Genomic DNA, 9,413 nt, shown 5'->3' on the forward strand with positions numbered 1-9,413 from the left:
CCGTCGCCGATGACCGCGACGACATGGTCCTTCTTCCCGCGCACCTGATTGGCCTTGGCCAGACCGTCCGCCCAGCCCAGCACCGTCGAGGCGTGGCTGTTCTCGATGACGTCGTGCGCCGACTCCACCCGCGAGGGGTAGCCCGACAGGCCGCCCTTGGCCCGCAGCTTGGAGAAGTCCTGACGGCCGGTGAGCAGCTTGTGGACGTAGGACTGGTGGCCGGTGTCCCACAGGATGCGGTCGGTGGGCGAGTCGAAGACCCGGTGCAGGGCCATGGTCAGCTCGACGACACCGAGGTTCGGGCCCAGATGACCACCGGTGCGGGACACCGCGTGGACGAGGAAGTGCCGGCTCTCCTCGGCGAGTTGGGGCAGGCGGTCGGCGGGGATCGCCTTGAGGTCACGCGGTCCGGTGATGTGTTCCAGCATCGTCATGTTCGGTCCCCCTCGGGTCGTTCGGCGGCCGTGGCGGGGGGAGCCCGCCGCGGCGGGCTCCCCCGGACACGACGGTCAGCCGCGGTTTCCGGCGACGGTCTCCTTGGCCGCTCGGAGGGATTCCTTGAGGGAGCCCATGGTGGCGAGGACGGCGGTGGGTTCGTAGCCGCAGTGCGCCATGCAGTTGGCGCAGCGCGGGTCCTTGCCGCGGCCGTATTTGTCCCAGTCCGTCTCCTCGATGAGTTCCCGGTACGTCGGCACGTATCCGTCACTCATCAGATAGCAGGGGCGCTGCCAGCCGAACAGCGAGTAGTTGGGGATCGCCCAGGCCGTGCACGGGAAGTCCGCCTTGCCCTCCAGGAAGTCCAGGAAGAGCGGGCTGTGGTTGAGCCGCCAGCGGCGCCGGTTGCCGCCGGCGAACGCCTTGCGGAACAGTTCCCGGGTCTGCTCGACACCGAGAAAGTGTTCCTGGTCGGGCGCCTTCTCGTAGGCGTAGGCGGGCGACAGCATCATCTCGTCGACCTGGAGGTCGTCGTTGAGGAAGTTGAGGACCTCGATGACGGTCTGCGGGGTGTCGGTGTTGAAGAAGGTGGAGTTGGTGGTGACCCGGAATCCGCGCCGCTTGGCTTCCTTGATCGCCGCGACCGCCTCGTCGAACACGCCTTCCTTGGCGACGGATTCGTCGTGCCGTTCGCGCATTCCGTCGATGTGCACCGCGAACGCGAAGTAGGGCGAGGGCGTGAACTCGTCCATCTTCTTGCGCAGCAACATGGCGTTGGTGCACAGGAACACATATTTCCGCTTGGCCACCAACTGCCGCACGATCTCGTCGATCTGCGGGTGCATCAGGGGCTCTCCGCCGGCGATGGAGACCATCGGGGCGCCGGATTCCAGGACCGCGCCGACCGCCTGGGCCACCGGCATCCGCTGCTTGAGCACCCCGGCCGGATGCTGGATCTTTCCGCAGCCCTCACACTTCAGATTGCATGCGAAGAGCGGTTCCAGCTCGACGATGAGGGGGAACTTCTCACGCCGCCGGATCATCTTCTGTTCAAAAAGATAGGTCCCGACCCGGATGGACTGACGGAGCGGCATGGCCATCTGGCTCACCTCCTGGGGAGCAGCAAAGAACGGTGCCATTCGTAGAAAACAGGAAGCACACTGCGCAGCACGCGGAAGGCCGATATTCCCCCGCGCACCGTGCCGATGCGGACGAGTTCATGTTCTGGAGCGTCCACGACCACCCGGACGGCCGCAACCGGACGGGCGCCGGCCCGCTGTGCCGTGCGGAGCGTGGCAGCGGACTCCATGTCCACCGCGATCGCGCCGGAGGCGTGCAGCTCGGCCCGTTCCGCGCCGCGTACGACGTGGTCGGAGCCGCGCAGCAGCCCGCGGTGCACGGTCAGGCCGCGCTGCCGCAGGGCGCCGACCAGCGGCCCGTTGTCGCGGCAGGGCACGTCCGGCAGGCCCGGGCGGTGGTCCCGGGTGGCCTCGGCGACGACCACGTCCCCGGGGCGCATACCGGGCGCGAGGCCGGCGCAGAAGCCGCTGGCGACGACGGGCGAACGGGCGGTGTCGGCGCCGTCACGGAGCGCATCGGCGAGGGCGCGTTCGGCCGCCTGGGGGCCCATGCCGGTGCGCAGCAGGACCAGCCCGGGCCGGCTCTCGCCGGGCCCCGCCGCCCGGTCTTCCCCGCGCAGGGCGAACCGTTCGATGCCGAGCGCACAGGCGACCAGCAGCGGGGGGTCCGCGCGCGCGGGGGACCGTCTCGGCATCAGGCCCCCACCGGCGCTCCGGCCGGTCCGCCGTTGACGTAGCGGCCCAGGGCGGTCAGTGGGAAGACCTGGCGGTAGAGGTGGTAGTTGATGGAGAAGTCCCAGGGGAAGCCGGTGCCGGTGAAGTGCGGCTCGTCCCAGGAACCGTCCTCGCGCTGGGTCGCGGCCAGGTACCGCACTCCGCGCCGCACCGCCTCACCGTCCCGCTCACCGGCCGCGAGCAGCGCCATCAGCGCCCACGCGGTCTGTGAGGCGGTCGAGGCGCCCCGCCCGGCCCAGGCGTCCTTCTCCTCGTACGACCGCTGGTCCTCGCCCCAGCCGCCGTCGTCGTTCTGCACCCGCTCCAGCCAGCCGACGGCGCGGCGCACGGCCGGATGGGAGGCGGGGATGCCGGCTGCGGCGAGCGCGGGCAGCACCGAGCCGGTGCCGTAGACGTAGTTGGTGCCCCAGCGTCCGAACCAGGCGCCGCTGGGCTCCTGTTCGGCGAGCAGCCAGGCGATGCCGCGGCGGGTGCGCGGGTCGTGGGTGCGGCCGACCTCGGCGAGCATCTCCACGACGTGGGCGGTGACGTCGGCCGACGGCGGGTCGATGACCTCGCCGAAGTCACAGAACGGCAGGCGGTTGGGGAACGGGCTGGTGTTGTCGACGTCGAAGGCGGCCCAGCCGCCGTCCCGGGACTGCATCCCGAAGTTCCAGCGCACCGCGCGGTCCACCGCGGCGGCCACCCGCTGCGGGTCGGGGTGCTTGACCCGGCGCAGTGCGAGCACCACCTCGGCGGTGTCGTCGATGTCCGGGTAGTTGTCGTTGTGGAACTCGAACGCCCAGCCACCGGGCGGGAGTTGGGGACGCTTGACGCTCCAGTCGCCGGGCCGGTCGATCTGCTCGGCGAGCATCCAGTCGGCGGCCTTGACCAGCTGCGGGTGGTCGGCGGGCAGTCCGGCGTCGGCGAGCGCGATGGTGGCGAGGCAGGTGTCCCAGACCGGGGACTGGCAGGCCTCGATCATCCGCGAACCGTCCTCGCGCCGGACCGCGAACCGGTCGAGGGAGGCCAGGCCCTCGCGCAGTACGGGGTGGTCGAGGTCGTAGCCGAGGAGGTGCAGGGCGATGATCGAGTACACGGCGGGCGGCTGGATGCCGCCCCAGCAGCCGTCGTTCTCCTGCCGTTCGACGATCCAGCGGGCCGCCGAGCGCATCGCGGTGCGGCGCAGCGTGCGCAGCGCGACCTTGTGGTAGGCCCGCAGCGCCTTGTCGAGGCGCTGGAAGACGCCGTCCCAGCTCATGGCCGGGGCGAGCGGGCGGGGCGGGGCGGGGCGGCGCGGATCGGTGTGCAGCTCGTCGAGGGCGAACGGCGCCGGGCGGACCGGGCGTTTGGCGGAGACGATGGTCAGCGGCACGATGGTCTGCCGCGCCCAGCACCCGAAGTCGTAGATGTTGAGCGGGAACCACTTCGGGAAGAAGATGAGTTCCGGTGGGAGCTGGGGCAGGTCCTCCCACTTCCACCAGCCGAAGAGGGCCAGCCAGATGCGGGTGAAGACCCGGGAGGCGGCGATCCCGCCCTGCTCGCGGATCCAGGCGGACGCGGCGGCCATGTGCGGGGCGTCGGTCGCGTCCCCGGCGAGCCGCAGGGCGACGTAGGCCTCGATGGTGGTGGAGAGTTCACCGGGCCCGCCGTGGAAGGTGGCCCAGGTGCCGTCGGTGCGCTGCTCGCCGCGGATGTGGCGGGCGGCGGCCTCGGTGGTCCGGGGGTCCGAGATGCCCAGGAACTGACGGAGCAGCAGGTCCTCGGCGTCCATCGTGACGTTGGTCTCGAGGTCGCCCTTCCACCATCCGGCCGGGTCCTGGACGGAGAGCAGATATTCGGTGGCGCGGGCGGTCGCGCGGCGGGCGGCCTCGGCCGTGTCCTCGGCGACGGCGGTGGCGGTCCTGCGGGCCGGTGCGGTGGTTTTCTCAGCGGTGGCATCGCTGGCCGAAGGGGCCCGGGGCGGCAGCGCCCCGGTGCTTCCGTCGGTCGTCGCTGTCATGGCTTCCCCTTCTGCAGTGAACTGTCAAAGCGTGCTCAGGGATTCCGTCGGCCGGCACCAAGCTCGGCACCGGCCGGCGACTGCGATCTATTCGGTGTCGATAGGGAGTCATCTTTCTCGTACGACGACGAAGTCCGCGAGGGCGACGAGCTGGGCCCGGACCTTCTCCGGCATGTCGATCTCGTCGAGCGCGGCGATGGCGGTGGTGTGCTGGCGGCGGGCCTCCTGGGAGGTCCACTCGCGGCCGCCGGCCTCCTCGATGAGGGCCGCCCGGGAGGCGAACTCCTCCTCGGTGAAGTCGGCGATCTCGGTCTCGCTCTTCTTGGCGTCGGCGGCCAGGATCCGGGCCAGCTGCTCGGAGGCCGGGCCGCCGGCGGCCAGCGCGGCGACGACCGGCAGCGACTTCTTCCGCTGCCGCAGGTCGCTCCAGGTCTGCTTGCCGGTGGCGTCCGGGTCGCCCCAGATGCCCAGCAGGTCGTCCACGGCCTGGAAGGCGAGGCCGAGGTGGTAGCCGTATTTCTCCAGGGTGTCGGCGGTCCGGTCGTCCGCGCCGCCCAGGACCGCACCGATGGAGACCGCGCAGGCCAGCAGCGCGCCGGTCTTGTTGCCCTCCATCTCCAGGCACTCCTCGACGGTGACCCGCTCGCGGTGCTCGTAGGAGATGTCCTGGGCCTGGCCGTCGATCAGCTTGCGGGTGGCCAGGGTCAGCCGGCGGGTGGCGCGGCCGGCGTCGACCGTGCCGAGCTCCAGCAGTATTTCGTTGGCGAGGGCGAACAGGGCGTCGCCGACGAGGATGGCCTGGGCCGGGCCGTGCACCTTCCAGACCGTGTCGCGGTGCCGGCGCTGTTCGTCGCCGTCCATCAGGTCGTCGTGCAGCAGCGAGAAGTTGTGCACCAGCTCGACGGCGACCGCGCCAGGGATACCGACCTCGGGAGCCCGGCCGGCGACCTCGGCGGAGAGCAGGGCGAGCGCGGGCCGGACGGCCTTGCCGCTGTCGCCCGACGCGGGGTTGCCGGTGGCGTCGATCCAGCCGAAGTGGTAGGCGGCGACGGTGTCCATGGGAGGGGCGAGCCGGCCCACGGCAGCACGCAGCACGGGAGTGGCGAGTGTCCGTCCGCGCTCCAGCAGCGCGGTGACGCTCTCGGTGTCGATAGCTGGGGAAGCCGGATTCACGGTTTCTCCTCTGTTTCCGATGCTCGTGCTCGTGCGAGCGCTGGTACTCGTAGTCATGCCGCCTCCTGAGGCAACTGGCCCTGGGGGAAGCCGAGTTCGTTGAGTGCCTCGCGAGCGGCGGCGGTGCCGCTGCGCACAGCGCTCTCCATGGTCGCGGGCCACCCGGTGGCGGTCCACGCGCCGGCCAGCAACAGGCCGGGGGCTTGGGTGCGGGCGGCGGGGCGGAGCCTGCCGACGCCCGGGGCGGGCGCGAAGGTCGCGGTGCGCTCGCGGGTGACGAAGAAGTCGATGATCCGGGCGCCCCGGGCGGCCGGCAGCAGCCGTTCCAGCTCGGGGAGGTAGCGGGCGCGGAGCTTGGCGACCGGCTGGTCGATCTCCTCCTGCGCGGCGGACTGCGACACGGCCAGGTACTGGCAGCGTTCGTTGCCCGGCGTCCGGGTCAGTCCGGAGGCGTCGGTGCGGTCGAAGACCCACTGGACGGGCGAGCCGACCGCGGCGAAGAAGGGGCGGCGCAGGACCTTGCGGTCGTAGACGACGTGGAGGTTGAGGATCGGGGCGGTGCCGATGTCCAGCAGCCGGTCCCGGTCGGCCAGCGCCCCGGCGGGCAGCAGGGCGTGCGTCTCGCGCTGCGGTACGGCGAGGACGACGGTGTCCGCGGTGAGCCGCTCACCGCCGTGCGGGCCGTTCTCCACCGCGACCTGCCAGCGGCCGTCGGTACAGTCGACGGACGCGGCACGGGTGCGCAGCGCGATCCGCACCCCGGCCTTCTCCAGTGCCGTACGGGCGAGGGCGTCGTGCACGTCGCCGAGCGGGACCCGGGACCAGCCGATGTCGGCGGCGCCGGGGGCGGACAGCAGCCCGGTCTTGAAGACCTTGGCGGCCAGGCCCATCGAGGCGTCGCCGGCCCGGGCGTTGAGGGTGGCGATGCCGACCAGGTCCCACAGCGCCTCGACGGCCCGGGACGACTGGCCGTGGCGGCGCAGCCAGCTGCCGAAGTCGACGCCGTCCAGGACCGGGTCGGCCGGGTCGAGGCCCTGGAGCGCGAGGGTGGCGCGCACCACGCCGGCCCGCTCGGCCGGGGACAGGTGCGGATAGCGCGCGAGGCTGGCGGCGAGGTGCAGCGGGACGGGCAGGGCGGTGCGGCGCAGCCGGCCGAGCCGCATCCGGTCGGCGTCCAGGACGGGCACGTCCATCCGGTCCTGCAGGGGCACCAGGTGGGCCGCGCCGAGCCGGTCCAGCATCTGCCCGTACGCGGTGCAGCAGCGCAGGTAGACGTGCTGGCCGTTGTCGACGCTCAGCTCGCCGGCGGCCGAGTCGCGGCGGAAGGAGAAGACCAGTCCGCCCAGGCGGGGGCGGCCCTCGACGAGGGTGACCCGCAGCCCGGCGTCGGCCAGCGCGAGGGCGGCGGTGGTGCCCGCCAGCCCGCCGCCGACGACCACCGCGGTGGCTGTGGATGTCATGTGTGCTCCCCCCGTACGTGGGCAATGGACGCAGCCGCCCGGGGGAGGGTTGCCCGCCGTGCTGACGCGGGGTCACCGCTGTCGTGCGTGGCCCGGCCGGTCATCCGCGCCTCCGTACGGCCTGCCGGCGGCCGATCGCCCGTGCGTCGAGCCCGGACAGTCCGCGCACCGCGACGAACGCCTTCTCCCAGCCGGGCAGCGAGACCCGGCCGCGCAGCACCGCCTCGGGGTCGGCGGCGATCCGGGTGAGCAGGCGGTGGTAGATGCCGGCCATCGCGGCCACGCAGGCGCCGCTGCGCCGGTCGAGCATCGGCAGCAGCCGGAAGCCCTCGGCGAACAGCGCGCGGGCGCGTTGCACCTCGTGGTGGACCAGGCCGGCGAAGTCGGAGCCGGGCGGCGGGACGGGGTGGGCGAACCCGGCCGAGCAGCCGAACTTGGCGAGGTCCTCGGCGGGGAGGTAGGTCCGGCCGTTGCCGGCGTCCTCGCGAACGTCCCGGAGAATATTGGTGAGTTGGAGGGCCAGACCGAGGGTGTCGGCGTACTCGGCGGCGCGCTCGGTGTCCTGTGCGCCGGGCACGGTGCCGAACACGCCGAGCGAGAGCCGGCCGATACCGCCGGCGACGCAGCGGCAGTAGACCTTCAGCTCGTCCCAGGTCTCGTAGGTCTCGCCGCGCACGTCGGCCAGCACGCCGTCGATCAGCTCGTCCAGCGCGTCGAGCGGGACGGGGAAGCGGCGGGCGGCGTCGGCGAGGGCGACGGCCACCGGGTCGGTGTCGTCCTCGTCGAGCCGGCCGTCCTTGATACGGGCCAGCAGCGCCCGGGTGTCCTCCAGGCGCTGCTGCTTGGCGGCGGTCTCCAGATTGCCGTCGCCGATGTCGTCGACCCGGCGGGAGAAGGCGTAGAGCGCCGACATCGCATGGCGCTTGTCGGTCGGCAGCAGCCGGATGCCGTAGGCGAAGTTGCGCGCCTGCTGCCCGGTGATGGCTTCGCAGTAGCGGTATGCAGCGAGCACCGGCGCGGACACGTGTGCGGTTGCCTCCACGGTCCGACTCACCCCTCTCTTCGCAATGTCGCCCCCACCTCGCGCAGCAGGCTGAGCTTGGTCGGTTTGGGCGGTCCAGGGAGTACGTCGTGTTCGGCGGCCGCGACCGCCTGGAGTGCGGCACGTCCGCCGGCGACGAAACCGGCCAGCAGCAGCTTGAGCCTGCCGTGGACGCTACCCACCAGCGCGGTGCCTTCATCCAGCAGGTCACGGGCGCGTTCCACCTCGTAGGCGATCAGTGCGCGCACCGATGCGCCCCCGCTCGGCGCGGCCAGATCGGCTTCCGAGACGCCGAAGCGTTTCAGGTCCTCGGCGGGGAGGTAGATGCGGTCGCGCCCGAGGTCCTCGGCCACGTCCTGGATGTGTTCGACGATCTGCAGGGCGGTGCAGACGGCGTCCGAGCGGCGGATGCGCTCGGGGCTGGCGGTGCCGGTGATGCCGAGGACGAGCCGGCCGACGGGGTTGGCGGACAGCTCGCAGTAGGCGACCAGGTCGTCGTAGGTGGCGTAGCGGCTCACCCGCTGGTCCTGGCGGTTGGCCTCGATCAGGCCGAGGAACGGTTCGGGGGTCAGCTCGCAGCGGCGGACGGTCGGGCCGAGGCGGCGCATCAGCGGGTGCTTGGGGCCGGGCGCGCGGTCGCTGAAGACGCGCTCCAGGTCCGCCTCCAGGGCGTCGAGCAGCGCGGGCCGGTCGTCGAACTGCGCCCGGTCGAGCCCGAGGAGTACGGCATCGGCACCGCCGGGCGCGAGGTCGCCGTCACCGATGTCGTCGACGAGCCGGGCGAAGCCGTACACGGCCATCAGGTCGGCCCGCCAGGCGCGGGGCAGGAAGAACGGCGCGACCGGGAAGTTCTCGTGTGCGGCCTGATCGAGCACGGTGCGCGTGTGGTCCCGCCGGTCACCCGCCGCCACCCTTCGGAGGAAGGCGCGACGCGCCCGCTCGTTGTCTCGGCTCACCGGGGGCTGCCCGGCGCATTTCGGTGCCGGAGCGAACCAGTAGCCATTGCCGTCACGTCTCCCGTTCTACACCGCCAAGCTAAAACATCCTATTTCGGACACGCCGCGGCCGACGACGCGCCCCGATCGAGCCCTCATCGCCCTCATGGGTGAGTATTGCCCGACTTGTGCCACTTGTGCTGTTCAGCACCCGTACAGCTTACGCCGTACATCTCCCTTGCGTCCGAGTGGGTACCGAAGCCCGGGGCAACGATCCGGTCAACATCCTTTCCGGACGAACTGTTCCCGTTGTCCGCGGAGTTGACCATTTCTTCACCGTCGAAGGCCCCCGCGGAGCGGACCGCGGGGGCCTTCGAGGTGTCCGGAGGGCTACTTGCCGGTCTCCTTCTCGTAGGCCTTGATGACCTCGTCGGTGGGGCCGTCCATCAGCAGTTCGCCGCGTTCCAGCCACAGCACCCGGTCGCAGGTGTCGCGGATGGACTTGTTGTTGTGGCTGACCAGGAAGACCGTGCCGGCCTCCTTGCGCAGCTCGCGGATGCGGGCCTCGGAGCG

The 9,413-nt window shown here is 71.9% G+C and carries 8 protein-coding genes and 1 pseudogene; all 9 read right to left on the reverse strand.

What is annotated here, in order from left to right; translation table 11 throughout:
* Nucleotides 1–434: 1-deoxy-D-xylulose-5-phosphate synthase N-terminal domain-containing protein (locus AB0E02_RS39075; RefSeq protein ID WP_362149514.1), on the reverse strand; the 434-nt coding region annotated here is incomplete at its 3' end.
* 75 nt (nt 435–509) lie between these two features.
* Nucleotides 510–1,535, reverse strand: coding sequence for an adenosyl-hopene transferase HpnH (gene hpnH / locus AB0E02_RS39080; RefSeq protein ID WP_030417106.1), 1,026 nt, complete (start codon nt 1,533–1,535; stop codon nt 510–512).
* 5 nt (nt 1,536–1,540) lie between these two features.
* Nucleotides 1,541–2,209, reverse strand: coding sequence for a 1-hydroxy-2-methyl-2-butenyl 4-diphosphate reductase (locus tag AB0E02_RS39085; RefSeq protein ID WP_362149517.1), 669 nt, complete (start codon nt 2,207–2,209; stop codon nt 1,541–1,543).
* Nucleotides 2,209–4,230: a squalene--hopene cyclase gene (shc, locus tag AB0E02_RS39090; protein ID WP_362149519.1), complete on the reverse strand. Its 2,022-nt coding sequence runs from the start codon at nt 4,228–4,230 to the stop codon at nt 2,209–2,211. The genes AB0E02_RS39085 and shc overlap by 1 nt, the downstream gene beginning before the upstream one ends.
* 108 nt (nt 4,231–4,338) lie before the next feature.
* Nucleotides 4,339–5,403, reverse strand: coding sequence for a polyprenyl synthetase family protein (locus tag AB0E02_RS39095; RefSeq protein ID WP_310724496.1), 1,065 nt, complete (start codon nt 5,401–5,403; stop codon nt 4,339–4,341).
* Between the two features lie 53 nt (nt 5,404–5,456).
* Nucleotides 5,457–6,863 carry a hydroxysqualene dehydroxylase HpnE gene (hpnE, locus tag AB0E02_RS39100; RefSeq protein WP_362149522.1) on the reverse strand — a complete coding sequence of 469 codons (1,407 nt, stop codon included), beginning with the start codon at nt 6,861–6,863 and terminating at the stop codon, nt 5,457–5,459.
* Between the two features lie 100 nt (nt 6,864–6,963).
* Nucleotides 6,964–7,905, reverse strand: a complete 942-nt coding sequence (hpnD, locus tag AB0E02_RS39105) for a presqualene diphosphate synthase HpnD (RefSeq protein ID WP_362149524.1) — start codon at nt 7,903–7,905, stop codon at nt 6,964–6,966.
* An 8-nt stretch (nt 7,906–7,913) separates the two neighbouring features.
* On the reverse strand, nt 7,914–8,780 hold the full coding sequence (gene hpnC, locus AB0E02_RS39110) for a squalene synthase HpnC (protein WP_362149527.1): 867 nt from the start codon (nt 8,778–8,780) through the stop codon (nt 7,914–7,916).
* Nucleotides 8,781–9,230: 450 nt separating this feature from the next.
* Nucleotides 9,231–9,413, reverse strand: a pseudogene (locus AB0E02_RS39115) (ABC transporter ATP-binding protein); the annotation flags it as partial.

The sequence above is a fragment of the Streptomyces sp. NPDC048196 genome, from assembly GCF_040652715.1.
GTDB lineage: Bacteria > Actinomycetota > Actinomycetes > Streptomycetales > Streptomycetaceae > Streptomyces > Streptomyces siderophoricus.